Consider the following 25,585-nt stretch of genomic DNA (forward strand, 5'->3'; position numbering starts at 1 on the left):
GGCGCAACACCATAAGTAATTGAAAAACAACAATTATGTCGAAATGAAATTCTAGCGACCTTGGCGCGCCCGATGGCATCCGCTAATCATCTCGTATGAAACACAACCGTCTTCATAGTGTGGCCCATAATTTCGCCGACTCGCTGGCCGGTGGCCAAAGCTTCGTTGTCCCCGGTCATGTTCTGCACACGCATGTCTTTGCCGAAGCCGCCGCCAATAAAAATCGAAGTCTCACCATTGATTTTCTGACCGGGCAAACAAAAGGGGCCTACCCGGGGGTGAAGTCGAAGAGACGGCCTTGCTGTTCAAAACCGCATTTCCGGGGTTTTGTGACAAACATGGCGTCGACGTCCAAGATTTTGAAACCTGCACTGTTAAATTTTCGTCCGGATCGCCCGGAAACCGCTATACCATCACGGTCCAAGACAAAAACGGGCGCTCTAGTGCGCGCGAGTATTTGGCCCCCAACGGAAAACGCGCCAAACCTAAATAGCGCCCCATAGCAAAAGGCACCGCAAAACTGCGATGCCTTCTTAAAACTCAAACTAGCGCAAAACCCGAACTTTCGGGGTTTGCCATCCGGCGGGCTGCATCATCAACTCCGCCAAAGCCCAAACACAGGCATCCACCCGGTCCGGGCTCCCTGCCCCCTCAAACCCCGCATGGGTCATCAGGCACATCTGGCTCTCCAACTCCTCAAGGCCGCGACAATGTTTGATCCGGCCCTGTTCATAAAGCGCAGCAATCGGTTCCGCCCTCGCGGATTTGCCCCGCGTCGCGTGCACCGCCTTGACCGCAACCATCGGATCAACCTGCCGCAATAATTCCGACACCATCGCCCCGCCTTGGTTCACCTCGGCCACGACCCGGTCCGCTTCCCACCGTTTGGCCGCCTCAACCGCTGCCTCGGCCCAGCCCAAAGGCGAAAGGCCCTGAACCGTCGCGTCCTCTAGAACATAGGCGCGCCAATCCTTTGGCGGTCCATCTTTGACCACCCCGGCCACAACGATCCCGCATTCATCACTGGTTTTGCCTTCGCCTGCGGGCGGATCCACCGCCACAACAATCCGATCAAACTCCGGCAATTTCCCGGCCCGCGCGCCGTCAAACATCTCACGCGTCCAAAGCGCCCCTTCGATCTCATCAAGCAAGACCCCATCCAGTTCCTGCAGTCCAAGCTTTGAGCCCGCATAGCGCGCCCGCACTTCCTCAAGGAACGACTTCGCCAGATTGGCAGCATTCGCTTCGGTCGCGGCGCGGGTCACCACCGTAGACGGCAACTCCAACAGTTCCTTCAACACCTCAACATTGCGCGGCGTTGTCGTCACACAAACCTGCGGGTGATCGCCCAAACGCAACCCAAATTGCAGCATATCCCAGGTTTCGCGCGCCTTCTTCCACTTGGCCAATTCATCAACCCAAGCGCCATCAAATTGCGGCCCGCGAAGCCCTTCGGCATCATGGGCTGAAAAGGCCATCGCTTCGGCACCGTTGGGCCAAACCAAACAGCGCCGCGACGCCACCCATTTGGGTTTTCGATCCGGCGGGCTGCACGCCATAATGCCGCTGTCGCCGTAAATCATCACCTCACGTACCTGATCAAAGGTCTCCCCGATCAACGCAAGCCGTCGGCACTTGCCTTTGCTCAATGGTCTCGCCCCCTCCACCATCGATCGTACCCATTCTGATCCGGCGCGCGTCTTGCCTGCTCCGCGGCCCCCCAAAATGATCCAGCTACGCCAATCCCCCTCTGGCGCGAGCTGATGCTCATGCGCCCAAAATTCAAACATATAGGGGAGCGCAATGCGCCCCCCTTCTGACAATCCGTTCAGAAACTCATCCTGCACCGTCGCAGGGGCGGAGGCGAGCCAGACGGCACCCGATCTCATGTCGGGCCGCTTCAAGGTCGAGCCCGTAATCTCCGGTGATCTCGCTTTCTTTTCGTCGGATGGCATCAATCTCACACTCCGTTTCTCTGGCTGCCTTGAGCCAATACTTCACGTCACCCAGCAACTTGCCGGATTCGCCTTTCCTCTCGGGGTCTCCATTCCTGATACGTGCCCTCAGCTCACGAATTTCCGTGGTGAGGTCATCCAGCTCCTGCGCGATTTCTTCGCGTTGTTCTTCCAGTCGCTGAACATCTTCTTTTGCCCGGATCAAAACCGGGTCCTTTTCTGCTCTTTCCATGCTCGACACCTTTTTTGCCTGTAAGGTTGCCCCCTCCAGGGTGCATGGGCATGAGACATTTGCGGCGAGGTGTTGATCACCTTTTTGCTCCGCTCTCATACCGCGTCCAGCATGTTTGGGAAGTTACGTCGGGACGGGCTCTGGGTCAATCAGGGGTGCGAACGCAAGCCGTTGATACCGTTTACAAAACTTAAGAAAACGTTACCAGATGCACGGTAGTGCTTGCCAGCCCGCCAATTGCTCTGGCATCAGGGGCGTACCACAAAAGGAACCCTACATGGCAAAACTGTCCTCACGCATCACGTCCATCACCTCCGGCGGCTCCGACGGCTGGGAAGTCTTCTATCGCGCCCGCAAAATGGTTGCCGACGGCGAACAGGTGACGGAACTCACGATTGGTGAACATGATGTGCGAACCGACAACAGTATTCTTGACGCCATGCACCGTTCGGCGTTGGGCGGGCACACAGGCTATGCTCTGGTTCCCGGCGTTCACGCGCTTCGGGATGCGGTGGCAAAACGCATTCAAACCCGCACCGGTGCCCCGACAACCGCCGAAAATATCCTGATCACGCCCGGTGGCCAATCTGCGTTGTTTGCCGCTCATATGGCCGTGTGTAGCCCCGGCGATACCGCGCTTTACGTTGACCCCTACTATGCCACCTATCCTGGCACCATCCGCTCGGCTTCGGCCAATCCGGTCGCGATTCCAACACGCGCACGTGACGCGTTCCTGCCATCGCCAGACGAAATAACCAAAGCCTCGCAAACCCATAACGCGCGATCCTTGTTGATCAATTCCCCCAACAACCCCACCGGATCGGTCTATCCCCGTGAAAACCTCGAGGCCATCGCACAGACCTGCATCGACACTGACATGTGGCTGATCTCGGACGAGGTTTACGACACTCAAATCTGGGAAGGCGAACACATCAGCCCCCGTGCCCTCCCCGGCATGATTGACCGTACCTTGGTTGTCGGATCTCTGTCCAAAAGCCACGCCATGACCGGTTCGCGCATTGGTTGGATCGTCGGTCCTGTTGATGCCATCAACTGCCTGATTGATCTCGCAACCTCAACCACTTACGGCGTGCCCGGCTATATCCAAGACGCATCGCTCTTTGCGCTTGAACAAGGCGATGCGCTCGAAGAACAGATCGCCGCCCCCTTCCGTCGCCGCCGCGCCCTCATCCTTGATGTCTTGGCCGAGCAAAACACTGTGACCGCAATCCCTTCAAACGGGGCGATGTACACAATGCTCGACATTCGCGCCACAGGCCTTTCTGGTTTCGACTTTGCCCAAGCCCTTCTGAGCGAACATAAAATCGCCGTTATGCCCGGTGAAAGTTTTGGCACCTCAGCCGCGGGTCACATCCGCGTTGCCCTCACGGTTGATGATGCCAAACTGTCGGATTCTGTCAGGACGATATGCAAGTTTGCTCAAGAACTTTCAGAGGAGACCTAAGTGACGCATGATCCCGGTCCCGCCTTTCGCGCCCTGCATGTTCCGGGTGATCCGTTCATTCTGGCCAATGCCTGGGACATCGGATCGGCCAAAATGCTGGCCGCTTTGGGGGCTCCGGCGATCGCGACTTCCTCGGCGGCCCATGCCTTTACCTTGGGTCGCCCCGACATGGGCCACGTCACCCGCGACGAAGCGCTAAGCCATGCCTCAGACCTCGTTTCGGCGCTGTCTGTTCCGGTGTCCGGTGATTTCGAAAACGGCTTTGGCGAGGCTCCTGAAACCTGTGCCGAAACCGTTCGCCTCGCCTGTGAGGTCGGTCTCGCCGGTATCTCAATAGAAGATACCGCCCTCCCCGCCGACACCCCCTATCCCGCTGATATTGCTGTTGAACGCATCCGCGCCGCCGCATCGGCTTGCCGCGCTTTGCCACGTGATTTCATTCTCGTGGCGCGGGCGGATGGCGTTATGAACGGTCAATACGACCTCGCCGAAGCCATCCGTCGCATTCAAGCCTATGAAGCCGCCGGGGCCGATTGTGTCTATATCCCCATGCCGCCGAACTTCAACGATCTCGCCACCATCTGCGCGGCGACGGCCCTTCCCGTCAATGCCTTGGCCGCCGGACCATTTGCAAACCATGACCGAACCGCTTTCGCCAAGGCTGGCGTTGCGCGCATTTCCATCGGTTCGGCCTTGGCCCGTGTCACCCATCGCGCCATCTTTGATGCCGCTTCACAAATGTATGAAGACGGGATTTTCACCTCGTTGACGCATTCGATTTCTGGGACAAAAGTAGATAAACTTCTAATCAAATGACCGGCACAGCGATCACCACAATCCGAAATCTCGGTCCATCGGTAGAAGAGGCCCTGCACCGAGCCGGTATTCCAGACGCGGAAACCCTGCGTGACCTAGGCGCACACGAGGCTTACCGACGGATGCTAAAATCCGGCACACACCCCCATTTTATTGGCTACTATGTGTTGCATATGGCGCTTCAAGGGCGGCCTTGGAATGATTGCAAAGGCAAAGAAAAAGACGCCCTTCGCCAACAGTTTGACAGCTTGAAAACCACGACAACCGCTGATCCGCTGTCTCGTATCGAAAAAGAATTAGTTGCAATTGGAGTTATTCCAAAAGGCTTCAAAGACTAGTTTGGACACACTCCTAGCTGCAAATGCGAATAGTCAAAGGTGAACCAACACCAAAGGCCAAAGGCCAACGGCCAACGGCGACATTGTGCCTAATCTCGTTCGGCAAGCTGTCGAAAACGGTATGTCTCATGTCACAATACCGATCAAACACTTCAGGGCATCAACCAAGGCCCGAACCACGCAAACGGGGTTTGAACGAAGTAACTGGTTAAGCTGAAAAACCGGCAAGTGACCTACAAGAGTTCAAGAAACCATGCCTTTTTCGCGTGATTTCTCCAATGCCAACACATCTATAACCGATGAACCCCATTCCGGTTCTTGAGGTACGGCCGATACGGTTCAGTGTCCATTACCGTCTCCATCGGAGTTCGATTTTGGGAAAATCTGCCCCTAGCGGTCGCAAAAAAAGGGGCCCAACGGGGCCCCTTTCCAAATAATCAGATCTGAACGGCTTAGCCAACCAGTTCGAGACCCGAGAAGAAATACGCGATTTCGACTGCGGCTGTTTCAGGCGCGTCGGAACCGTGAACCGAGTTTTCGCCAACAGATTCAGCGAATTCGGCGCGGATGGTGCCGGGGGCCGCGTCGGCAGGGTTGGTTGCGCCCATAACTTCGCGGTTTTTCGCGATGGCGCCTTCACCTTCCAGAACTTGGGCTACGATTGGCGCGGAGGCCATGAATTCACACAGTTCGTCATAGAAAGGACGCTCGGCGTGTACCGCGTAGAAAACGCCAGCTTGGGCTTTGGTCAGGTGGATACGCTTTTGTGCAACAATGCGCAGGCCAGCTTCTTCAAACTTGGCGTTGATTGCACCGGTTAGGTTGCGGCGGGTTGCATCGGGCTTGATGATCGAGAAAGTGCGCTCAAGTGTCATGGGCTTGCTCCGTCAAAAATGTGCGGGCATGCGGCCCGGCGTTTCTATTGCGCGCGCCCTAGCACGGGACTGTTCGTTTGGGAAGCCGTTTCCGACATCAAGCTTTGCACGTTCTGCTCACTGCTGGTTGGTGCGCCCAAACCAAGGCCCAGGTTTTGAATTCAGAAGGTTTGACAAGGTGGCCTTCCTTTGACCAACTAAACAGTTGACACCGCATAATAGAGAGATTTCAATGACTCATTTTTTTGCAGTAACAAGCCTCGTGACACTGTTCCTCGTGTCAACGATTGCGCCGGCATCGGCTCAGGACACCAAAGAAGTATCCGGTTATCCAGTGTTCTCTGACTACCAAGAGTTTCGGGACACGCTGGACCCTTTGATCAAAAGCCGCCAAGTATCACAGTTTATGAAACTCTTTGGAGGCCGCCATAACTACAACCAAGCTCAGTCGGACGATCTGCAAGCCAAAATCAGAAGCGTTCGCCCTGTTGATTTTATCAATGTTGAGGTGATCAAGTCAGACAACGTATCAGACAATTGGCATCAAGAGCTCTTGGCCTATTGGACCGGTGCAGATTATCTATTCGTGTACATTTTGTACCAACAAAGAGATGAGGGCCTGTTTCCAATCAGTCTGTATTTTAACACTGATCTCAAAGAGCTTCTGCGCTTGGTGATGTAACTTTAAGCGTCAATCGCAATAAACCTGCCTGATCCCCCTTTGGGTGGTGGTCAGGCCTTAAATTGCCTGTTAAAGCCCGCCCATGTTACGCATCCAAGATATCGGTTATTCCGTCGAAGGTCGCCCCCTCTTTGAAGGGGCCAGTGCCACCATACCCGCAGGTCACAAAGTTGGCCTTGTCGGGCCCAATGGCGCGGGCAAAACCACGTTGTTCCGCCTGATCAAAGAAGAGCTGACCCTCGATACCGGCTCGATCTCCTTGCCGCCGCGGGCGCGCATTGGCGGCATCGCCCAAGAGGTCCCCTCCTCTGATATGTCCTTGATCGACACGGTGCTTGAGGCCGATACCGAACGCGCCGAGCTTATGGCCGAAGCGGAAACCGCCACCGATAGCAACCGTATAGCCGAGGTTCAAACACGTCTGGCCGATATCGATGCTTGGAGCGCCGAAAGCCGCGCGTCTTCCATCCTCAAAGGCCTCGGTTTTGACGCCGAGGCGCAAAAACGCCCCTGTTCCGATTTCTCGGGTGGTTGGCGGATGCGTGTTGCCTTGGCTGGCGTTCTCTTTGCTCAACCAGATCTGTTGCTGCTCGACGAACCGACCAACTATCTTGACCTCGAAGGTGCGCTTTGGCTTGAATCCTATCTCGCCAAATACCCCCATACTGTCATCGTGATTAGCCACGACCGTGGCCTTTTGAACCGTGCGGTTAACTCGATCCTGCATCTCGAAGACAAGCAACTGACTTATTACGGCACGCCTTATGATGGTTTTGTCAAAATGCGCGCTGAAAAACGTGCGCAAGCCAGTGCCCAAGCTAGAAAACAAGAGGCACGCCGCGCCCACCTACAAGGTTTTGTAGACCGGTTCCGCGCCAAAGCCAGCAAAGCCAAACAGGCGCAATCGCGTCTGAAAATGATCGAAAAGATGGACATGATCACCGCGCCCGAAGACGCGGCCAAGCGCGTGTTCAACTTTCCACAACCCGATGAGTTGTCGCCGCCGATTATCAATATCGAAAACGGTGCGACCGGTTACGGCGATGTCACCATCCTGAAAAAGCTCGACCTGCGCATTGATCAGGATGATCGCATCGCGCTTTTGGGGCGCAACGGTCAGGGCAAATCGACTCTTTCCAAGCTCCTTTCGGACAGATTACCCCTGCAAGCCGGGCGCATGAACAAGAGTTCCAAGCTGCGCATCGGCTATTTTGCCCAGCACCAGGTCGACGAATTACATCTCGACGAAACCCCGATCCAACATCTTCAGCGCGAGCGCCCGACCACCTTGCCGCCCAAACTGCGTGCCTTGCTTGCTGGGTTTGGCCTAATGGCAGATCAGGCGGATACCGTGGTTGCCCGCCTGTCCGGTGGCCAAAAGGCGCGACTGTCGCTTTTGCTCGCGACTTTGGACGCGCCGCATCTGCTTATCCTCGACGAACCCACCAACCACCTCGACATCGAAAGCCGCGAGGCTTTGGTTGAGGCGCTCACCGCCTATTCCGGCGCGGTGATTTTGGTAAGCCACGACATGCATTTGTTAAGCATGGTTGCGGATCGCCTTTGGTTGGTCGGTGATGGCACCGTCAAACCCTATGACGACGATCTCGACGCTTACCGCGCGATGTTGCTGACTCCGGACAAGCCCAACAAACCGGCCAAACCCACGGCGCCAAAACCCAAACGGGCGACGCGTGATGAACTCCTCGCGCTTCGCTCTGAGGTTAGGAAATGCGAAGAACGCATTGGAAAGCTTGAGGAAATGGCGGACAAGCTATCGACCAAGCTGGCAGATCCGGAACTGTACGAAAGCAATCGCGCCGGCGACCTTGCGGTTTGGAACAAGAAATACGCCGAAGTCCGAGGTGGCATTGCCAAAGCCGAAAGCCTTTGGGAAGCAGCCGTCGACAAGTTGGAAAAAGCCGAAGCAGGATAACCCTTGTCCCAGCCGTGTTTAGCGCATAGGCAAACCACATGGACACGGCTTTTCTCATCACCGCTTTTGCTACACTTTTTGTTGTTATGGACCCAATCGGGCTCACAACGGTGTTCATTGCCCTGACCCAAGGGACAAGCCCGGCACATCGCCGCGCGGTCGCATTTCGCGCGTGTATCATCGCCGGCGCAATCCTAACCTTGTTCACGTTTTTCGGTGAATCCGTCCTTGGCTTTATTGGAATTTCCATGCCGGCCTTTCGCATTTCCGGTGGTATTTTGCTGTTTCTGACCGCTTTGGACATGCTTTTTGAGCGCCGCACCAAACGGCGCGAAGACCGGGCCGAGGAAGAAGACTTTCCCGATCCGTCTGTTTTCCCGATGGCGATTCCGATGCTGGCCGGCCCCGGTTCGATTGCCACTGTGATTTTGCTGTCGGATCAAGCGGATGGCTTGGCCGAATTCTTCGGCGTTTTGGGCATCATGCTTTTGGTTCTAACCATGGGCCTGGCCTTTTTCCTCCAGGCTGGTCGTGTTGAAAAAGTGCTGGGACGCACCGGCATTATCGTCACCACTCGGCTTTTGGGCATGCTTTTGGCGGCCTTGTCCGTACAATTGGTTCTGGACGGGTTGCGCGATTTTGGCATTACCGCCGGATAGGCTTGCATCCCCCTGCAATCACTCCCAAATTACACATGGGTATCGTTTGCGCGCGGCGAGGAGTGTTTCATGGAAGATTTTGAAATCGCCAACTTGATTTATCTCGGGGCATTGGCCGCGGTTTTGGGAAGTTGGTACATTGTTCAAAACAAAGGCGGGCTTAGCAAGATGGTCCGCGATGCCGCCGCTTGGGTGTTCATTTTTGTTGGCGCACTGGCTGTGATTGGCCTGTGGGATGACATCCGTCAAAACATCATGCCCCGCCAAACCGTTATTGATGACGCTGGCCGGGTCGAACTCCCCAAGGGGCGCGATGGTCACTACCGTGTGACCCTAACCGTGAATGGAAAATCGGTTCCCTTTGTGGTCGATACCGGCGCAACTTCGGTTGTTTTGACCCATGCCGCCGCAGAACGCATTGGCCTTGACCCCGACAATCTGGTGTTTTTCACCCAAGCCATGACCGCCAACGGCCCCGTCGATACAGCCCCGGTTACTTTGGACAACGTCACGCTTGGCCCGTTTGAGGATAGCCGCGTGTCGGCCTATGTGAATGGCGGCGACATGGATACGTCGCTTTTGGGCATGACCTATCTGAACCGCTTTGACAGCATTCAGATCAAAGGCAACTTGATGATTTTAGAACGTTAATTTAGGCCGTTAGCTTTCGGCCTTCTTTTCCCAACGCCCTGTTTCCTCGGACCAATACTGTGCCGAACATCCCGCGCCCGTTAACTCTTTCCACTGAACGCGGGCGTTTTGAACCGCCTCTTGGTCATAGCCGTCGAACAGGATGCACACCCGATCCAGCGCCTTGACCTCGTCGGCGGTAATCCCGGCCCCATCTACTGTCATCACACAATTGGCGGCATTGGGTGCTTCGGGACCGCAAGTAAGAAGCACCGGTTGGAGCGCATCATGCGGCCCACCGATCTGGCCATGGGGCAGAAAATCATCCTCCTGCCCAAGCCAAAGCCGTTGATCCAGCCAATCCATCCGGCCGGGATCGGTGCCGCGCACTGCCACCTTCCAACCCGCGCCCAAAGCCTTGCCCAACAACATGGGCAAAGTGTCTTCGAGCGACCGCTGGGTCAGATGGTAAAAGAACGCGGCCCCCATGGGTTACTCGGCCTCGAACGTGTCGCGGACCAACCGATCAAGCGCCATAACGCCCCAACCGGTTGCGCCTTTGGGCGCAAGTGCGGTTTCTTTGGTGTCTTGGGCGACCCCGGCGATATCGAGGTGAATCCACGGCAAACCGTCTTTGACAAAACGCTGTAGGAATTGCGCTGCGGTGATAGACCCGGCCGCGCGGCCACCGATATTCTTAATGTCGGCTTTGCCACCATCCAAAAGCTTGTCGTAAACCGGTGCCAGCGGCATGTGCCACGCGCCCTCGCCTTCGGCCTTTGCCGCCTTGAGGAAGTCATTGGCAAAGCTGTCATCGTTTGAGAAAACACCGGCTTTGTCATGACCAAGCGCAATGATAATCGCCCCGGTCAATGTCGCCAGATCAATCATTGCGCGCGGCTCTTCGCTGATCTGCGCATGCCACATCACATCGGCCAAGACCAAACGCCCTTCGGCATCGGTGTTAAGCACCTCAATCGTATCGCCTTTCATGGACGTTACGATATCGCCGGGGCGCTGCGCCGTGCTCGACGGCATGTTTTCAACCAAGCCAACAAGGCCGACCACATTGGCTTTGGCCTTTCGCATCGCAAGGGTTTTCATCACCCCCGACACAACACCAGCGCCCCCCATATCCATGGTCATATCTTCCATGCCGGGGGCCGGTTTCAGGCTGATACCACCGGTGTCAAACACCACACCCTTGCCGATCAAGGCCAGCGGCGCGCCTTTGCCACCGCGCCAGCGCATGACAACAACCTTGGACGGCATGGCCGAGCCTTGCCCAACACCCAACAACGCACCCATGCCCAATTCGGCAAGCTTGTCCTCTTCGAGAACCTCAACCTCAACACCCAAATCCTTGAGCGCGACTAGGCGGTCGGCGAATTCGGTCGTTGTCAAAACATTGGCGGGCTCGGAGACCAGATCACGGGTAAAGGTCACCCCTTCGGCAACGGCGCGGGTTGCGATTGCGGCCTCTTCGGCAACCTCTGGGTCTTTGCACATCACCACGGCCGCGCCGAGATCTTTGGTTTCGGCGGTTTTGCGCGCATCAAAAACGTATCCACGCAATGCCAAACCCATGGCAAATTCCGCGGGATGTTTAACGTTTTCACCCAAAACAATCAGCGCGGCCTTGCCCGCGACCTTGGCCAATTTGGCCCCGGCTTTTCGGGCCTCAACAGCCGAGGGACGACGTTCGAGACAGATGATATCAACCGCTTCGGCCTTCATCCCCGCCGGATAGGCCAAGGAAACAACGTCTCCGGCCTTTTTATCGGCCCATTTTTCATCCTCAACCACGCGGGCAATCGACCCTTTGGTCAGGCGATTGAGCCGACGCGCTCCGGGGCTCATGGTGCCCTCGGACGGGATCAAAACCGCCACACGGCCCGTGGCCTCGGCCAATGCATCCAGATCAACAGGGGCAAATGAGAATGCGCGCAACTCGGTCATCTTGTTTTCCTTTGGCTAAACCTTGCCCAAGACCTAGCCTTGCGCGCACCGATTGACCAGAGCCACCTTTTCCCCGAGGCAAAGGTGACGTATTGTACAAATCGAAGGCACATCCGGGGGGACACTTCGTTTGCAGAGATTCGACAGATATGTGCTGTCGCAACTTATGGTGTTGTTTGGTTTTTTTGCCCTAGTGCTGGTATCAGTTTACTGGGTCAACAAGGCCGTTGTGCTGTTTGATCAACTGATCGCCGATGGCCACACCGCCGGCATTTTCCTCGAATTTACCGCGCTAAGCTTACCAGCGGTGATTTCACTGGTTCTCCCTATGTCGGCCTTCGCGGCCACCGTTTATGTCACCAACCGCATGTCCGGCGACAGTGAATTGACCGTGGTGCAATCCACCGGCTATTCACCGTGGCGTCTGGTGCGGCCTGTGTTGTTTTTCGGGATTATTGTTGCGGTGATGATGGCGATTTTGACCAATTTTCTTGTGCCCAAATCCGTCGAGCAATTGCGCCTGCGCCAACAAGAAATCTCAAGCTCCGTCGCCGCACGCCTTTTGCGCGAAGGTAGCTTCCTACATCCGTCCAAGGGCGTAACCTTTTATATTCGCGACATTTCTCCGAATGGCGAGTTGCATGATGTATTCCTGTCGGATCGCCGACAAGACGGTCGCGAAGTGACCTATACCGCCGAGCGCGCCTATCTTTTGCGTGATGATAGTGGCCCGAAACTGGTGATGCTGTCGGGGATGGCTCAGACCCTCGACCTTGAAGGTAAACGGCTCTCGACCACCAATTTCAACGATCTGACCTATGATATTTCTGGTCTCATTACGTCGCCCAAACCCAAACGCCGCCGGTTGAATTTTGTCTCAACCCCCGAATTGCTTTTGGACACGGATGCCATTGCCCTAGAAACCAAAAAGCCCGTCGCCGAGGTGTTGGAAGAAGCGCATTCGCGTTTTCAACAACCTCTGCTGGCTTTGGTTGCGTCCCTGATCGGCTTTTCGACCCTCATCGTCGGAGGGTTTTCCCGATTTGGAGTGACCAAACAGATTATCGCGGCGATTTTCCTGTTGGTGGTCGTCAAGCTGGTTGAAAGCACCATCACGGAACCGGCGCGAAACGATCCCCATTTGTGGCCGTTGGTCTATCTACCCAGCGTCGTCGGAATATTGATCGTGTTGTTTATGCTTTGGCGCGCCGCTCGCCCTTACCGGCCGCGTCGCTCGCAATCCAGCGAGGTGCCCGCATGACCCTTCACTTCTATTACGCGCGCCGCTTTCTGGTGATTTTCCTCTCGGTTTTGTCCGTTTTGGCGCTATTTCAGGCGCTCTTGGACCTGATCGAAGAATTGCGGTTTCTCGACGACGGGGCGACCTTTGCCCAAGTAGTTCAACTGGTTGGCTTGAAACTGCCCGAAGGTCTTTATCAAATCATGCCGCTTGTGGTGATCTTGTCGACCATCGCGATGTTTATCAGTATGTCACGCTCATCCGAATTGGTTGTCACGCGCGCCGCCGGGCGTTCCGGGCTTGCGGTTTTGGCCTCGCCTTTGGTTGTTGCATTTATTGTAGGTGGTTTGATTGTGGGCATGATGAACCCAATCGTGGCGGCGACGTCTAAACGCTATATTGAACTCAGCGAAAGCTTTGAAAATGGCGGTCGATCCGCTGTCTCTATTGGGTCCGAAGGTCTGTGGTTGCGGCAGGGTGGCCCTCAGGGTCAGGCTGTTATCCGTGCGTCGCGCGCCAATCCCGATGCGACCGAGCTTTATGACGTGTCCATCGTTAGCTATGCGCCCGATGGCGGCCCAGCTCAACGCATTACCGCACAACGGGCCACTTTGACCGAAGGGGCGTGGGTTCTTAGCGGGGCCAAAGCCTGGCCATTAACCGCCGGGTTGAACCCCGAAGCCGGGGCCAAAGAACACGACACGCTCAGCCTCACATCGACCCTAACCCCAGACAGCATTCGCGACCGCTTTGGCAAACCGTCCTCGGTCGCGATCTGGGATTTGCCCGGCTTTATCTCTGACCTAGAACTCTCCGGGTTTTCCGCCCGCCGCCACATCGTTTGGCTCAATATGGAATTGGCCCGCCCACTCTTCCTTGTTGCGATGGTTTTGATCGGAGCAGCCTTTACCATGCGCCCGGCCCGACTTGGCAAAACCGGCCTGTCGGTTTTGTCGGCCGTGATGCTTGGCTTTGGCCTCTATTATGTGCGAAATTTCGCCCAGATTCTTGGGGAAAGTGGTCAGCTGTCTCCGCTTATTGCCGCTTGGGTTCCGCCTGTGGCGTCAATCTTACTTGCACTTGGCCTCGTGCTGCATATGGAGGACGGATGATGCGACTAACCGCCCTCGCCTTTTGTCTGATGATGACCAGCCCCTCCGCGGTGTTGGCACAGGACGCTGCCACCAACTCCGCTCCGGCGCTTTTGGTGGCCGACAATGTGTTTGTCGAAAGTCAGGATCGTTTGGTGGCCACCGGCAATGTCGAAGCTTTGCATGACGGGGCGCATTTGACCGCCAACCGGATCATTTATGATCGCAGCACCGACAAGATCGAAATCGAAGGCCCCATTCGCATTGTTGCCGAGGACGGCACCGTTTTAACCGCCGATTACGCCACTTTGGATCAAGAGTTCCAAAATGGCCTGCTCAAAGGCGCGCGCATGGTGTTGGACCAGCAACTGCAACTTGCCGCAGTAGAGGCACGCCGCGCCGCTGGCCGTTATACGCAGCTAAGCCGCGTTGCGGTCACCTCGTGCCAAGTCTGCGAACATGAGGCAACGCCGCTTTGGCAAATCCGGGCCACACGTGTTGTTCATGACCAAGTAGAACGCCAACTTTACTTTGATAACGCGCAGTTGCGGGTGCTAGATATTCCGGTGCTCTACTTGCCCTTTATGCGCCTACCTGACCCGACATTGAAACGCGCCCGCGGCTTTCTTGTGCCAAGTGTCCGGAGCTCAACCTTGTTGGGAACCGGCTTGCGCGTGCCGTATTTCATCCCGATTGGCGATCACAAGGATCTTACACTAACCCCGTATTTGTCGCCCAAAACCCGGACGTTAGAATTCCGCTACCGTCAGGCCTTTGCCAATGGCGATTTGGAATTGACCGGGGCCGCCTCTAGCGATTCACTTTTGCCGGATGTGTTGCGTGGCTATCTTTTTGCCGAAGGGAGATTTGATCTCCCCAAGGATTTCAAACTGAAATTCGACATCAACACCGTTCTCGATGCCTCCTATCTGAACGACTACAATATTTCAGATGATGACCGTCTGAAAAGCTCGTTGACGTTGGAACGGGTTCGGCCATTGCAATACACATGGGCCGAACTCACGCATTTTGAATCCCTGCGCGAGCAAGAAGACAACGACACCCAAGCCGCCATCGCCGTGAGTTTGGGACATGAGCAGCGCTTTTTCCCGAGCCAATTTGCGGGTGGCGAATTTCGCGCCTCAATCGAAGGACATACGCATTATCGCTATTCCTCAATCCCGATTGACAGCGACGACGCGGATTTCGATGTCGATGGCCGTGATGTCACACGGGTGAATGCCGAGCTAAGCTGGCGTGATCGTTGGACGCTTGTCGGTGGCATTCGCGCCGGGGCTTCGGCCCATCTTTGGCTTGATCACTATCACACGGAACAGGACGACACCTCTGATAGTGCTGTGTCCGCCGCGACCCCCGGTGTCGCCGTCGACTTGCGTTGGCCCTTTCAACGCACGGGCGCAGATGGCAGCCGAAGCTTAATTGAGCCCATCGTTCAATATGGCTGGGTTGGCGGAGAGCGCGCCAAAAACCCCAATGACGAAAGCACCCGTGTCGAGTTTGACGAGGGTAATCTGTTGTCCCTGTCGCGCTTTCCGGCAGCAGACCGGCGCGAACGCGGGCAACAGTTTGTTGCCGGGTTGCGGTGGTTGCATGTGTCAAACACCGGCTGGTCCGCTGCAGCGAGCGTCGGGCGCGTTTGGCGCGATACCTTTGATGATGACTTCACCCGGTCCTCTGGCCTAGAGGGCAAAACCTCGGATTGGCTGGTCTCTGGTCGCTTTACCCATCCCTCCGGATTGTCCATCAGCGCGCGTGGCTTGCTCGATGACACGGGCCGCGCCACCAAGGCCGAAGGGTCCGCAACTTGGAGCAACACCCGCCTTGATTTAACCGCCTCCTACCTGCTTCTCGTCACGGATTCCGAAGAATACCGCGATCAGGCCCAATCAGAATGGACCTTTGACAGCACGGTGCGCATGTCCACCCATTGGAACAGTTCCTATGAGGCGCGCTATGATCTCGCGGATCAACGCCTTGACCGCCTCGGGCTTGGCCTGCAATACCGGAATGAATGTGTTGAAGTAGACCTCAAGGCAACTCGAAAATATGCTTCGGCAACCAATCTAGAACCCTCAACCGATTTCGACCTGACTGTCTCGCTGAAAGGTTTCAGCACCGGCGGCAGCGCCAAGGAGTATCGACGCACATGCGCCCATTGACCCGCTTTATTATGCCGCTGGCCCTTGTGGCCGCATTGTCCTTTGCCCCGGCGACACTTCCTGCTCAGGGCCTTTTTTCACCTGTCATCACAGTCAACGAACAAGTGATTACTGGCTATGAGTTGCAACAGCGGGCCACCATGTTGAAACTGCTGCGCGCGCCCGGCAACCCCGAAACCCTTGCGCGCCAACAGCTGATTGATGATCGTTTGCGCATGCAGGCCGCCAATGATGCTGGCATCCGCCCAAGCCGCGAAGAAATCCTTGATGGGATGGGCGAATTTGCGAGCCGGGCCAACATGTCGCGAGAAGATTTTGTCAAAGCGCTGGCCTCATCCGGTGTGTCCGAAGAAACATTCCGTGATTTTGTGCGCGCGGGTCTAAGCTGGCGGATGCTTGTTCAACAGCGGTTTGCCGGGCGGGCCAGTGTCTCCGAAGCTGAGGTGGATCGCGCGCTTTCCAAAGGTGGCGGCAGCAATATCAGGGTTCTGGTGTCTGAAATCATCATGCCCATGCCACCACAACAGGCCGCTCAGGTTCAAGAACGCGCTGACCGTATCGCCCAGCTGACCAGCCCGTCGGCATTTTCCGCCCAAGCCCGACGTTTTTCCGCCACGGCGACCAAGGGCAACGGTGGTCGCCTGCCTTGGCGTGATCTGTCTGAAATGCCCGCGCCCCTGCAACCCTTGCTTTTGGCGCTGCGCCCCGGTGAAGTCACGGATCCTATTCCGCTCGATGGGGCAATCGCCCTTTTTCAGCTACGTGACATTGAGGAAGGGGCTTACACTGCGCCGGAAGTCGCAGCTATTGAATACGCGGCCTATTATATGCCCGGCGGTCGTTCCGAAGAAACGCTGGCCAAGGCACGGGTTCTAAAGGGCAAGGTTGATCGCTGTGATGATCTTTATGGTGTTGCCAAAGGCCAACCAGAAGAGGTGTTGCAGCGCGACGCATTGCCTCCATCGGAAATTCCGACCGATGTCGCCTATGAGCTTTCCAAATTGGACCCCGGTGAGGTGTCAACGGCGCTGACCCGTGCCAATGGCCAAACTTTGGTTTTCCTGATGCTCTGTGGCCGATCGACCAAGATCAGCGAAGATGCCGATCGTGATCAAATCACAATGGGCCTTCGAAATCAGCGTGTTACTGCACAGGCAAACGGCTATTTGGCCCAACTGCGCGCCGACGCCCGCATCATCGAAAACTGAGCTTGCCAAACGTGTCGACACCAATTGCCGTAAGCTGCGGTGAACCCGCAGGAATTGGCCCAGAGCTGGCGGAAGCCGCCTGGGCCGAGTTGCGTTCAGATGTGCCGTTTTTCTGGATTGGAGACCCGTCGCATTTGCCCGGGACGGTGCCCCATGTTGTGATGGACGACCCACGCGATGCGATGACCGCCTGCGCCAAGGGCTTGCCCATTTTGCCCATGCCTTTCAACGGCGTGCGGGTGCCCGGTCAACCACAAAAGGCCCATGCCGCTGGGGTCATTGCAAGCATCGAAAGCGGCGTCGACTTTGTTCAACATGGGGTGGCCTCTGCGCTTTGCACCCTGCCTATTCACAAACAAGCTCTGGCTGATGGGGCTGGCTTTGCCTTTCCGGGGCATACGGAGTTTCTGGCTTATCTCGCGGGGGCCGATGAAGTTGTGATGATGTTGGCCTCTGAACAGTTGCGGGTTGTTCCGGCAACCATCCACATTGCCCTTGAGGATGTGCCAACTGCCCTAACCGCTGAGTTGTTGGAACGACGCTTGCGCATTACCCATCAGGCCTTGATTGAGCAATTTGGGATTGCTTCACCACGTATTGCGGTGGCCGGATTGAACCCACATGCTGGCGAAGGCGGGCGGATGGGGCGCGAAGAAATCAACATGATTATCCCGTTGCTCAACAAGTTGCGCGGCGAAGGTCTGAAAATTTCCGGCCCCTTGCCGGCCGATACAATGTTCCACGCCCAAGCAAGGGCAGGCTATGATGTGGCGGTTTGCATGTACCACGATCAAGCGTTGATCCCGATCAAAACACTGGATTTTGACCGCGGTGTTAACATCACTTTGGGCTTGCCCTTTGTGCGGACATCTCCAGATCACGGAACGGCTTTTGACATTGCGGGTCAAGGACTTGCAAACCCAAGCTCAACCATTCACGCCCTGAAACGTGCCTTTGAAATGGCACGTGCCAGTGCCCCATGAGCGACGCCAAATTTCGTGCACGAAATTTGCAAATTCCATCAATGGAATTTCGCCTGCCTAACAGACGGTACCCGACATGAGCCAAATCGACAGCCTCCCTCCGTTGCGTGACGTCATCACTGCGCATGACCTCAAGGCAAAAAAGGCACTTGGTCAAAACTTTCTGTTGGACTTGAACCTGACATCGCGCATCGCGCGTATTCCAGGCGATTTATCGAATACTGATGTGATTGAAGTTGGCCCCGGCCCCGGTGGATTGACCCGCGGTCTCTTAGCGGAAGGGGCGCGCAAGGTTCTGGCTATTGAAAAGGACAGCCGTTGCCTCCCAGCACTCCAACAAATCGCGGACCTCTATCCGGGGCGCTTTACCTATGTCGAAGGCGACGCCCTCAAAATTGATCCCTTGGAGCACCTGACACCGCCGATCGCGATCTGTGCCAACTTGCCCTACAATGTTGGTACGGAACTATTGATCCGCTGGTTAACGCCCAAAGAGTGGCCGCCCTTTTGGTCGTCTTTGACGTTGATGTTTCAAAAAGAAGTCGCCGAACGCATCACCGCAGCCCCCGGCTCCAAGGCCTACGGTCGCCTTGCCCTTCTTTCGCAATGGCGCGCCGATCCGCGCATCGCTATGACCCTGCCGCCCGAGGCGTTTTCCCCGGCCCCAAAGGTGCATTCCGCCGTTGTTCACCTCACCGCCCTGCCCGAACCGCGCTTTCCCGCCCGTGCTGATATTTTGGAACGTGTTGTCGCCAAAGCCTTTAACCAGCGTCGTAAGATGTTGCGATCCGCGTTGAAATCACTGGCCCCCGATGTCGAAGACCGTTTGATAGCAGCCGGAATCAAACCCACAGAACGTGCCGAACAGGTTCCTCTTGAGGCATTCTGTGCCTTGGCGCGGCAGTTTGAAACTAGCTAACAGTCATGGCTCGTCCTGTAGCGGCGGCGGCAATATAACGCTTTTTCAAGAAACATCTCTGCGCTATGCCTGCTTCTTTGATCTTCAACTCCATCTCTGGCCGACAATCCGATCGCCTCTGATATCGGACGCTTTCAAAAAGGCACTGAACTTGTTTGGTCAATCTCGGTGACTAGGCTCGTTTAGGCATGTTGTGCACGGTCGAGATTCTATTGGACAGCGCGTCGATTTACTACAACGAAAGATCGCCGATGGCTGGAAGACCATTGGGAACCAATTGGTTCGATCGTGACGGTGATTTTCTCAGTTACAAAACGGCGAATGGCCTAGATGTGCGTTAAAAGCCGTATGGCTGCAACCGCACCTTTGGCACCTGTACTTACACCGAGAATCGCAATGGCAAAAAACGCCGGCTGGTGAGCACAGTTGCTGTCAAAGGGACCTCCGCTTGTTGCACCGCGCGAGATCGCGACACCGGTGAATTGGCGCGCAAGGGTGGCTTTGAACTTGGCCCTAACTGTCTCAACACGACCGGCTGGCATTTGGTGAACAACTAAGAGCGCAAGGAAATTCGACTGCTCTCAGTCGCACCGCCAAACCAAAAAACCGAACGGATTCTAAACGTAGAAAAGGCACCCACTCGGGTGCCTTTTTGTGTTTACGCGCTCACCACTGATTTACTCTGCGGCGGAAGCATCCCCAGCGTCGGGCACCGGAGCAGGATCAGCCTTTGGCTCATCCTTGGCAGCGGCTGTTTCGGCCTTGGGCTTGCGCGGCGTACGCGGTTTGCGGGGCGCGCGTGGCTTCTTGGGCTTTTCGGCCTTTGGCTTTTCTTCCGCTTTGGCGTCTGCCTCTGCAGCAGGTTCATCAACCGGGTCTTTGGGTGCTTCTTTTACAGCCGCCTTAGGAGCCTCTTCTGGCTGCGGAGCCACCTTGGCTTCTGGCGTTTCGACCAGCTCAGGACCAGTGTCCTCAGGCGTTACAACGGCCAGAACATCCGGTTGGTCGGCTTCGGATGGATCAGGCTGCTTTTGCTTCTCGGCGTGCTGCGCCTCGCGTTGGGCACGATCACGGTCGCGCTGAGCCTGACGTTCCCGGTTTTCTTTTTCCTGCTGCTCACGACGTGCGTCTTGCTCGCGCTGCGCCGTGCTTAGCATACGCATGTAATGCTCGGCGTGCTGTTGGAAGTTTTCCGCGGCAACCCGGTCATTGCTTAGGGTCGAATCGCGCGCCAGCTGGTTGTATTTGTCAATAATTTGCTGCGGCGTACCGCGCACCTTACCCTCTGGTCCCGAGCTATCGAACACCCGATTGACCACATTGCCAAGGTTATTATTATTGTTGTTGTTGCGATTGCGGTTATTCTTGTTCCGCGAACGGGATTTGGAAGAGCGCATAATGTTCAGATACTCAGCCTAATTTTCGACTGTTGAGGGACCGTACGGCACATGTCGCGCCAGCTTAGAAACCGATCACCTATATGTTTGGCTTACTGTCGGGCCGGACAAGCAACTGTGTTCCGCCATCCCGACGGTATTTGAATAACCATAGCTGCGTCATCAAAACAAGAGGTAAAGACCAAACAGGCCGGAATTTGCCGCCAAAACCGCTATTTTGTGGCTTTGACACCCAGAACCACACGATCACGGCCATCCAGATCGGGAATCGTTGACACCTGCTGCAAATTTGCGGCGCGCATCATCTCGGCGACGGCCGCGCCTTGGGTTGGGCCGATTTCAACCATCAGCCGCCCGCCGTCCGACAAAAACGGGCCCGCGTGATCAATAATATGACGATAGGCTGTCAGGCCATCGGCCTCATCCGTAAGCGCCATGCGCGGTTCATGATCACGCACTTCTGGCGATAGACCCGCCATTTCGTCGACGCCGATATAGGGGGGATTAGAAACGATTAGGTCAAACGTCGCTTTGGTGCGCGTCAACGGCTCAAACCAACTCCCCTGCACGAGGTCGGCCCGATCCCCAAGGTCCAAAGCATTGCGGTTCCAATAGGCGACATTCAACGCCTCGGGGCTAAGGTCAATTCCAACCCCTTTGGCGGTGTGCGTCTCGGCCAAAAGGGTTAGCAAAATGCACCCTGACCCCGTCCCAAGATCAAGCACATGGTGAATTGGCAGTGCCAGAGCCGCCTCTATTAGGGTTTCGGTTTCTGGGCGCGGGTCGAGCACTTCAGGCGTGACCAAGAACTCGCGCCCATAAAACAAGCGCCGGCCAGTGAGATGGCTTACTGGCACCCGTTCGGCCCGGCGTTCGATCAAGGTGTGATAGATCACTTCTAACTCGGGTGTGACGTCCTCGGGCAAAAACAAAGTCAATCGCCCTGGAGGAACCTTGAGCACATAGGACAGCAATCGGCGGGCGTCTCGCCCTGCGTCTGGCACCTCGGCTGAGGTCAACCGTCGCGTTGCGATCGCCAAAAGCTCAGCCCCGCGCATAACGCCTCCTGACAGGCGCAACACCCGCAGCGCGCGCACCCAAATTCCGTGCACGGAATTTGCAAATCTCGTGCACGAGATTTAGCCCAAGTCGCACCCTAGCTCTCCATATCGGCCAAAAGCGCCGCTTGGTGTTCCGCTGTCAGGGCATCGACGATTTCATCCAAATCGCCCTGCATGATCTGATCAAGCTTATACAAAGTCAGCCCGATGCGGTGATCCGTCATCCGCCCTTGTGGAAAATTATAGGTTCTGATCCGCTCAGAGCGATCCCCGGACCCCACCTGTGATTTCCTATCCGCAGACCGTTCATCCGCCGCCTTTTGACGCTCAGCATCATAAAGACGGGCGCGCAAAACCTGCATGGCAATCTCACGGTTGCGGTGCTGTGATTTCTCGGAACTGGTCACCACGATACCGGACGGAATGTGGGTAATTCTCACCGCGGAATCGGTGGTGTTGACGTGCTGCCCCCCCGCCCCGGACGAGCGCATCGTATCAATGCGGATGTCATTGGCATTGATGGCAATATCGACCTCTTCGGCCTCGGGCAAGACGGCGACAGTCGCGGCAGAGGTGTGGATACGCCCCCCCGATTCTGTTTCCGGCACCCGCTGAACCCGGTGAACCCCGGATTCGAATTTCATCCGGGCGAACACCCCATCGCCTTTGATGCGCACAACAAGTTCACGAACCCCGCCCAATTCGGAATGGGCTTCTTCGATCACATCCCACCCCCAACCGCGCGCTTCGCAATACCGCTGGTACATGCGGGCCAAGTCGCCGGCGAACAAAGCCGCCTCATCGCCACCGGTACCGGGGCGTATCTCCAACATCGCCGGACGGGCATCTGCGGCGTCCTTGGGCAAAAGTGCCAATTGCACCGCATGTTCCACCTCAGGCAAACGCGCCTTGAGACTGGGCAGCTCTTCTTCTGCCAGCTCGCGCATTTCCGGGTCGTCCATCATCACTTCTGCCTCGGCAATATCACCGACAAGGCTCTCCCAGTCGCGGATCTGATCCACAACCGGTTTTAGCTCGGAATATTCACGGCCCAATTGCGCAATATCGCCCTCGCCGGACGACATGCGCACTTCGACATATTCCAGCCGCTCTTTGATTTGTTGTAAACGCTCAGTAGGGATCATTCAGGTTGCATTGCCCATCACGCAAGCCGGGTCAAGCACCCTCTTGCGAGAAGGCAGCCAACCACCCGTCAACACGGGTCTTATTCACACCCATATCCGATCGCCCAAACCGCAAGCGCCCCCAGACTTCCAACACGTCGCCGTTGGCCTGAACGGTGGTATAATCCGGGAACCCAAAGCCAAGGCTCCGGGTTATATAGGTGGCATGTCCGTCTTCTGGGCCACCGGCCAAAAGCACCGTGCGTGGCGTCGCCATGATGAGTTTATGCAAGCGTTCGAACCCGCCCTCACCGGCCGGTACCCGGCGGCGGACACCATCGGTTAGGTCCTGATCCGCCGAAACCTGCGGGTCGACATGCCAATCCGCGACTTCGGATGGGGCGAACCTAATCCACCCCAACACACCCAAAACGGCGATAAGAATCGCGAAAAATGCCATGCGCACGATGGTCCTCTGATTTTATTATTATGCTCGCCTCATCGATGCACCCAAAAGCGCGATTCTTAAAGGGTGCTTTGATCACATTTGCGGTTTTCCACCGATTTTTAAGCACCAGTCAGAGCAACGCTTAGCGTCGGGTCCAACCCCACAAACAGAGCAGTTCGGTCGCCACATGCGCCGCGGCAATGGCGGTGGCCCCGGTGGTATCAAAGGGCGGCGAAACTTCGACAACATCGCCGCCAACCATATTTATCCCGGCCAAGTCACGCAGCATCACCGCCGCTTGCGCGCTTGTCAAACCACCCCAAACCGGGGTTCCTGTTCCCGGCGCATAGGCCGGATCAAGCGCGTCAATATCAAAGGTGATATAACACGGATTGTCGCCAACAATGTCTTTGATCTGCTGGGCAATGGCTTCGGGGCCTTGGCGATGAACAGCGCGCGCATCGAGGATATTGAACCCAATCGTGTCCGGATTATCGGTTCGAATGCCAATCTGGGCCGAGCGTTCCGGCACAACCACGCCTTCTTTGGCAGCTTTGTACATGAAGGTGCCATGATCCACGCGCCCCGCGTCATCATCCGCCCAGGTGTCCGTATGCGCGTCAAACTGGATCACGCTTAGCGGCCCGTGCTTCTCGGCATGGGCGCGCAGGCACCCGTGCGTGACGGAATGATCGCCACCAAGAGCGACACAAGCACTTCCCTGCGCCAAAATTCCGGCGACATGATCCTCGATCAAACCGGGCACAAGATCGGGGCGGGCATAGTCAAAGGCCATGTCGCCATAATCGGCAATCGCAAACTCCGACAACACATCATAGCCCCAACCATACGGCGCATCACAAGGCTGCAGCAAAGACGCCTCTCGGATCGCACGCGGGCCAAGGCGCGTGCCGGGCCGATTGGTAACAGCTTGATCAAAAGGCAGGCCGGTGACGACGATATCCACCCCGCTCAGGACTTTGGAGTATTTGCGACGTAGGAACGAGGCCGCCCCGGCAAACACATTTTCAAAGGAGGGCCCTTTGAAATCCTTGCGCGTAAAGGCGTGGTCAATCTGGGTTTTGGCGTCTTCGAGGCTCATGGATCAGGCCCTTTGCAGTGTCGGGGTGGGCGGGTGGGCGACATTGCAAAGGGCCGGCCACCACATTTGATCAAATTCTGCCTCAGGTCAGATCACAAGGGCAAGGCTTTCTCGACCAATCTGGCGAAAAAGCTGGCCCCAACCGGCGCAATGGCGTCATTAAAATCGAACTCGGGGTGGTGGCAAACCGGCCCTCCGCCCTGCCCTAGAAACAAATACGCGCCCGGACGTGCCTCAAGCATGTAGGAAAAATCTTCGGCGGCCATGATGGGTTTGACATTGTCATCCACCTTGTCATTGCCAACAACCTCGCGCGCAACTTGCGCCGCAAAAGCCGCCTGATCAGCATGATTGACTGTTGCCGGATAGCCCTGTTCATAGGTGAGCTCCGCTGTCATCCCAAAGACCTTGGCCTGATGGTCGACGATCTCAGACATGCGTTCCATGACCAGCGCTTGAACGCCTTTGTCAAAACTGCGGACCGTCCCCTCGATAAAGGCCGTTTCTGGAATGATATTGTGACTGGTCCCGGAATGGATTTGCGTGACGCTGACAACCAAACGATCCAAAGCATCCACATTGCGCGACACAATCGATTGAATGGATTGTACGGTCGCCACGGCCGCCATGATCGGATCACGCGTGGAATAAGGCATCGCCCCGTGGCCACCCTTGCCCTTGATGTTGATCTGAAAGCTGTCAACCGCAGCCATCAACGGGCCCGGTGCGGTCAACAAATGCCCTTCGGCATCTTCGGGTGAATTATGGATGCCATAGACCTCGTCGATCTCAAAACGCTCCATCATGCCCTCTTCGACCATGATCCGGCCGCCACCGCCGCCTTCCTCATCCGGTTGAAAAATCAACGCGACCCGTCCGGCGAAATTGCGGGTTTCGGCTAGGTATTTCGCCGCCCCAAGCAACATGGTCGTATGGCCATCGTGGCCACAGGTATGGGCAACTCCGGGCACCTTAGAAGCGTGGTCCGTGCCCGACATATCATCCATGGGAAGCGCGTCCATATCGGCCCGCAACCCGATGGTGCGCCCGGGTTCTCGCCCTTCAATAATGGCGACAACCCCGGTGCGCGCAATACCCTCGTGAATTTCGGTGATCCCGAATTCTTTCAGCTTTTCAACAACAAACGCAGCCGTCTTAAAGCAATCCAACCCAAGTTCCGGGTGCTGATGAAGATGACGACGCCATTCCGTCAGATCATCTTGCATAGCGGCGATAGAATTCACGATAGGCATCGATAGGTCTCCTTTGCGCCAGAGCCTTTCGC

Annotated in this window: 25 protein-coding genes; 14 read left to right on the forward strand and 11 right to left on the reverse strand. The window is 56.3% G+C overall.

Features of this window, described 5'->3' with window-relative positions; genetic code table 11:
- Positions 1–545: 545 nt before the first annotated feature.
- Both Q1A43_RS03970 and Q1A43_RS03975 read right to left on the reverse strand, forming a co-directional pair.
- Positions 546–1,889: a terminase family protein gene (locus tag Q1A43_RS03970; protein ID WP_299932791.1), complete on the reverse strand. Its 1,344-nt coding sequence runs from the start codon at positions 1,887–1,889 to the stop codon at positions 546–548.
- Entirely contained in the window at positions 1,837–2,187 is a 351-nt protein-coding gene (locus tag Q1A43_RS03975; protein ID WP_299932794.1) for a hypothetical protein, read from the reverse strand. The genes Q1A43_RS03970 and Q1A43_RS03975 overlap by 53 nt, the downstream gene beginning before the upstream one ends.
- A gap of 277 nt (positions 2,188–2,464) precedes the next feature.
- Here Q1A43_RS03975 and Q1A43_RS03980 point away from each other — a divergent pair, with 277 nt between their 5' ends.
- From Q1A43_RS03980 to Q1A43_RS03990, 3 genes are read left to right on the forward strand one after another with little or no spacing between them, the layout of a single operon-like run.
- Positions 2,465–3,652, forward strand: coding sequence for a pyridoxal phosphate-dependent aminotransferase (locus tag Q1A43_RS03980; RefSeq protein ID WP_299932797.1), 1,188 nt, complete (start codon positions 2,465–2,467; stop codon positions 3,650–3,652).
- Positions 3,653–4,468 (forward strand): isocitrate lyase/phosphoenolpyruvate mutase family protein, encoded by an 816-nt coding sequence (locus tag Q1A43_RS03985; protein ID WP_299932800.1) that lies wholly within the window; start codon positions 3,653–3,655, stop codon positions 4,466–4,468.
- Positions 4,465–4,806 carry a TfoX/Sxy family protein gene (locus Q1A43_RS03990; RefSeq protein WP_299932803.1) on the forward strand — a complete coding sequence of 114 codons (342 nt, stop codon included), beginning with the start codon at positions 4,465–4,467 and terminating at the stop codon, positions 4,804–4,806. The genes Q1A43_RS03985 and Q1A43_RS03990 overlap by 4 nt, the downstream gene beginning before the upstream one ends.
- Before the next feature lie 452 nt (positions 4,807–5,258).
- On the opposite strand, the gene ndk is transcribed toward Q1A43_RS03990, so the two are convergent.
- Positions 5,259–5,681, reverse strand: coding sequence for a nucleoside-diphosphate kinase (ndk, locus tag Q1A43_RS03995; protein ID WP_299928284.1), 423 nt, complete (start codon positions 5,679–5,681; stop codon positions 5,259–5,261).
- A gap of 262 nt (positions 5,682–5,943) precedes the next feature.
- On the opposite strand from ndk, the gene Q1A43_RS04000 reads away from it, so the two are divergent.
- The 4 genes from Q1A43_RS04000 to Q1A43_RS04015 all read left to right on the forward strand — a co-directional run bounded on the left by Q1A43_RS04000 (position 5,944) and on the right by Q1A43_RS04015 (position 9,609).
- Entirely contained in the window at positions 5,944–6,363 is a 420-nt protein-coding gene (locus Q1A43_RS04000; RefSeq protein WP_299932806.1) for a hypothetical protein, read from the forward strand.
- A gap of 82 nt (positions 6,364–6,445) precedes the next feature.
- The gene (locus Q1A43_RS04005) at positions 6,446–8,299 is read left to right on the forward strand and encodes an ABC-F family ATP-binding cassette domain-containing protein (RefSeq protein WP_299932809.1); all 1,854 of its coding nucleotides are present in this window, start codon (positions 6,446–6,448) and stop codon (positions 8,297–8,299) included.
- 38 nt (positions 8,300–8,337) lie between these two features.
- Positions 8,338–8,958 carry a MarC family protein gene (locus Q1A43_RS04010; RefSeq protein WP_299928277.1) on the forward strand — a complete coding sequence of 207 codons (621 nt, stop codon included), beginning with the start codon at positions 8,338–8,340 and terminating at the stop codon, positions 8,956–8,958.
- Positions 8,959–9,027: 69 nt separating this feature from the next.
- Positions 9,028–9,609, forward strand: a complete 582-nt coding sequence (locus Q1A43_RS04015) for a TIGR02281 family clan AA aspartic protease (RefSeq protein ID WP_299928275.1) — start codon at positions 9,028–9,030, stop codon at positions 9,607–9,609.
- Positions 9,610–9,618: 9 nt separating this feature from the next.
- Here Q1A43_RS04015 and Q1A43_RS04020 read toward each other — a convergent pair whose 3' ends face one another.
- Both Q1A43_RS04020 and Q1A43_RS04025 read right to left on the reverse strand, forming a co-directional pair.
- On the reverse strand, positions 9,619–10,077 hold the full coding sequence (locus Q1A43_RS04020) for a DNA polymerase III subunit chi (RefSeq protein ID WP_299932812.1): 459 nt from the start codon (positions 10,075–10,077) through the stop codon (positions 9,619–9,621).
- A 3-nt stretch (positions 10,078–10,080) separates the two neighbouring features.
- A complete protein-coding gene (locus Q1A43_RS04025) occupies positions 10,081–11,547 on the reverse strand; it encodes a leucyl aminopeptidase (protein WP_299932814.1) in 1,467 nt (488 codons plus the stop codon).
- A 151-nt stretch (positions 11,548–11,698) separates the two neighbouring features.
- On the opposite strand from Q1A43_RS04025, the gene lptF reads away from it, so the two are divergent.
- The 7 genes from lptF (at position 11,699) to Q1A43_RS04060 (ending at position 19,725) form a co-directional block, all read left to right on the forward strand.
- Complete coding sequence (gene lptF / locus Q1A43_RS04030; RefSeq protein ID WP_299928267.1) at positions 11,699–12,808, forward strand: LPS export ABC transporter permease LptF; 1,110 nt, start codon at positions 11,699–11,701, stop codon at positions 12,806–12,808.
- Positions 12,805–13,899: an LPS export ABC transporter permease LptG gene (gene lptG, locus Q1A43_RS04035; RefSeq protein ID WP_299928264.1), complete on the forward strand. Its 1,095-nt coding sequence runs from the start codon at positions 12,805–12,807 to the stop codon at positions 13,897–13,899. Before lptF ends, lptG begins: the two co-directional genes overlap by 4 nt.
- Entirely contained in the window at positions 13,896–16,058 is a 2,163-nt protein-coding gene (lptD, locus tag Q1A43_RS04040; protein ID WP_299932817.1) for an LPS assembly protein LptD, read from the forward strand. Before lptG ends, lptD begins: the two co-directional genes overlap by 4 nt.
- Positions 16,046–17,266: a peptidylprolyl isomerase gene (locus Q1A43_RS04045; protein ID WP_299928259.1), complete on the forward strand. Its 1,221-nt coding sequence runs from the start codon at positions 16,046–16,048 to the stop codon at positions 17,264–17,266. Before lptD ends, Q1A43_RS04045 begins: the two co-directional genes overlap by 13 nt.
- An 11-nt stretch (positions 17,267–17,277) precedes the next feature.
- Positions 17,278–18,249, forward strand: coding sequence for a 4-hydroxythreonine-4-phosphate dehydrogenase PdxA (gene pdxA / locus Q1A43_RS04050; RefSeq protein ID WP_299932820.1), 972 nt, complete (start codon positions 17,278–17,280; stop codon positions 18,247–18,249).
- Between the two features lie 76 nt (positions 18,250–18,325).
- Complete coding sequence (gene rsmA, locus Q1A43_RS04055; protein WP_299932822.1) at positions 18,326–19,168, forward strand: 16S rRNA (adenine(1518)-N(6)/adenine(1519)-N(6))-dimethyltransferase RsmA; 843 nt, start codon at positions 18,326–18,328, stop codon at positions 19,166–19,168.
- A 416-nt stretch (positions 19,169–19,584) separates the two neighbouring features.
- Positions 19,585–19,725, forward strand: a complete 141-nt coding sequence (locus Q1A43_RS04060) for a hypothetical protein (protein WP_299932825.1) — start codon at positions 19,585–19,587, stop codon at positions 19,723–19,725.
- A gap of 120 nt (positions 19,726–19,845) precedes the next feature.
- Here Q1A43_RS04060 and Q1A43_RS04065 read toward each other — a convergent pair whose 3' ends face one another.
- The 6 genes from Q1A43_RS04065 to Q1A43_RS04090 form a co-directional block, all read right to left on the reverse strand.
- Entirely contained in the window at positions 19,846–20,565 is a 720-nt protein-coding gene (locus Q1A43_RS04065; protein ID WP_299932828.1) for a DUF4167 domain-containing protein, read from the reverse strand.
- A gap of 212 nt (positions 20,566–20,777) precedes the next feature.
- Positions 20,778–21,623 (reverse strand): peptide chain release factor N(5)-glutamine methyltransferase, encoded by an 846-nt coding sequence (gene prmC / locus Q1A43_RS04070; RefSeq protein WP_299933504.1) that lies wholly within the window; start codon positions 21,621–21,623, stop codon positions 20,778–20,780.
- 98 nt (positions 21,624–21,721) lie between these two features.
- Positions 21,722–22,771 carry a peptide chain release factor 1 gene (gene prfA, locus Q1A43_RS04075; protein WP_299932831.1) on the reverse strand — a complete coding sequence of 350 codons (1,050 nt, stop codon included), beginning with the start codon at positions 22,769–22,771 and terminating at the stop codon, positions 21,722–21,724.
- 31 nt (positions 22,772–22,802) lie between these two features.
- The gene (locus Q1A43_RS04080) at positions 22,803–23,210 is read right to left on the reverse strand and encodes a DUF1499 domain-containing protein (protein WP_299928241.1); all 408 of its coding nucleotides are present in this window, start codon (positions 23,208–23,210) and stop codon (positions 22,803–22,805) included.
- A gap of 130 nt (positions 23,211–23,340) precedes the next feature.
- Positions 23,341–24,300, reverse strand: a complete 960-nt coding sequence (speB, locus tag Q1A43_RS04085) for an agmatinase (RefSeq protein ID WP_299932834.1) — start codon at positions 24,298–24,300, stop codon at positions 23,341–23,343.
- 92 nt (positions 24,301–24,392) lie between these two features.
- Positions 24,393–25,553 (reverse strand): M20 aminoacylase family protein, encoded by a 1,161-nt coding sequence (locus tag Q1A43_RS04090; RefSeq protein ID WP_299932837.1) that lies wholly within the window; start codon positions 25,551–25,553, stop codon positions 24,393–24,395.
- Between the last annotated feature and the right edge of the window lie 32 nt (positions 25,554–25,585).

The organism is uncultured Pelagimonas sp. (assembly GCF_947498515.1).
In the GTDB taxonomy this organism is placed as follows: domain Bacteria; phylum Pseudomonadota; class Alphaproteobacteria; order Rhodobacterales; family Rhodobacteraceae; genus Pelagimonas.

What these genes read in the sequence shown, in the direction of transcription:
- Q1A43_RS03970 (WP_299932791.1), bottom strand. Translation starts at nt 1,889, where the DNA reads ATGAGATCGGGTGCCGTCTGGCTCGCCTCCGCCCCTGCGACGGTGCAG.
- Q1A43_RS03975 (WP_299932794.1), bottom strand. Translation starts at nt 2,187, where the DNA reads ATGGAAAGAGCAGAAAAGGACCCGGTTTTGATCCGGGCAAAAGAAGAT.
- Q1A43_RS03980 (WP_299932797.1), top strand. Translation starts at nt 2,465, where the DNA reads ATGGCAAAACTGTCCTCACGCATCACGTCCATCACCTCCGGCGGCTCC.
- Q1A43_RS03990 (WP_299932803.1), top strand. Translation starts at nt 4,465, where the DNA reads ATGACCGGCACAGCGATCACCACAATCCGAAATCTCGGTCCATCGGTA.
- ndk (WP_299928284.1), bottom strand. Translation starts at nt 5,681, where the DNA reads ATGACACTTGAGCGCACTTTCTCGATCATCAAGCCCGATGCAACCCGC.
- Q1A43_RS04005 (WP_299932809.1), top strand. Translation starts at nt 6,446, where the DNA reads ATGTTACGCATCCAAGATATCGGTTATTCCGTCGAAGGTCGCCCCCTC.
- Q1A43_RS04010 (WP_299928277.1), top strand. Translation starts at nt 8,338, where the DNA reads ATGGACACGGCTTTTCTCATCACCGCTTTTGCTACACTTTTTGTTGTT.
- Q1A43_RS04015 (WP_299928275.1), top strand. Translation starts at nt 9,028, where the DNA reads ATGGAAGATTTTGAAATCGCCAACTTGATTTATCTCGGGGCATTGGCC.
- Q1A43_RS04020 (WP_299932812.1), bottom strand. Translation starts at nt 10,077, where the DNA reads ATGGGGGCCGCGTTCTTTTACCATCTGACCCAGCGGTCGCTCGAAGAC.
- Q1A43_RS04025 (WP_299932814.1), bottom strand. Translation starts at nt 11,547, where the DNA reads ATGACCGAGTTGCGCGCATTCTCATTTGCCCCTGTTGATCTGGATGCA.
- lptG (WP_299928264.1), top strand. Translation starts at nt 12,805, where the DNA reads ATGACCCTTCACTTCTATTACGCGCGCCGCTTTCTGGTGATTTTCCTC.
- lptD (WP_299932817.1), top strand. Translation starts at nt 13,896, where the DNA reads ATGATGCGACTAACCGCCCTCGCCTTTTGTCTGATGATGACCAGCCCC.
- Q1A43_RS04045 (WP_299928259.1), top strand. Translation starts at nt 16,046, where the DNA reads ATGCGCCCATTGACCCGCTTTATTATGCCGCTGGCCCTTGTGGCCGCA.
- rsmA (WP_299932822.1), top strand. Translation starts at nt 18,326, where the DNA reads ATGAGCCAAATCGACAGCCTCCCTCCGTTGCGTGACGTCATCACTGCG.
- Q1A43_RS04065 (WP_299932828.1), bottom strand. Translation starts at nt 20,565, where the DNA reads ATGCGCTCTTCCAAATCCCGTTCGCGGAACAAGAATAACCGCAATCGC.
- prmC (WP_299933504.1), bottom strand. Translation starts at nt 21,623, where the DNA reads ATGCGCGGGGCTGAGCTTTTGGCGATCGCAACGCGACGGTTGACCTCA.
- prfA (WP_299932831.1), bottom strand. Translation starts at nt 22,771, where the DNA reads ATGATCCCTACTGAGCGTTTACAACAAATCAAAGAGCGGCTGGAATAT.
- Q1A43_RS04080 (WP_299928241.1), bottom strand. Translation starts at nt 23,210, where the DNA reads ATGGCATTTTTCGCGATTCTTATCGCCGTTTTGGGTGTGTTGGGGTGG.
- speB (WP_299932834.1), bottom strand. Translation starts at nt 24,300, where the DNA reads ATGAGCCTCGAAGACGCCAAAACCCAGATTGACCACGCCTTTACGCGC.
- Q1A43_RS04090 (WP_299932837.1), bottom strand. Translation starts at nt 25,553, where the DNA reads ATGCCTATCGTGAATTCTATCGCCGCTATGCAAGATGATCTGACGGAA.